1 rRNA gene is annotated in these 494 nt (G+C 48.2%); it reads right to left on the minus strand.

The features are described 5' to 3' along the window. Positions 1 to 330 (minus strand): 23S ribosomal RNA (locus HMPREF2565_RS03765); the annotation flags it as partial. Positions 331 to 494 lie beyond the last annotated feature (164 nt).

A 494-nucleotide genomic window follows, 5' to 3' on the forward strand; every position in this document is an offset into this window, starting at 1 on the left:
TGGGGCCCACAACACCGCACACACAACCCCTACCAAGTATCACATGCACACGGTTTAGCCTCATCCACGTTCGTTCGCCACTACTAGCAGAATCATATTTTATTTTCTTCTCCTACGGGTACTGAGATGTTTCACTTCCCCGCGTAAACCCCCACAACAGCTATGAATTCACTGAAGGGTAACACCCCATAACAGGTGCCAGGTTTCCCCATTCGGACATCCTCGGATCAACGCTTTATTGACAACTCCCCGAGGCTTAACGCAGCCTTACACGTCCTTCATCGGCTCAGCATGCCAAGGCATCCACCATGCGCCCTAAATAACGAACACACAACCAACACAACAAACTGTGCTGGTGTGAACACACAAAACACAAAAGAACAAAGAAATCACACAAACCACACACATTGCCACCACACAAAAAGTGACAGTAACAAGCACATGGTTTAATGCTCGCGTCCACTATACAGTTCTCACACAACACCCCACACAAC

The organism is Corynebacterium sp. HMSC072A04 (assembly GCF_001809235.1).
GTDB lineage: Bacteria > Actinomycetota > Actinomycetes > Mycobacteriales > Mycobacteriaceae > Corynebacterium > Corynebacterium hiratae.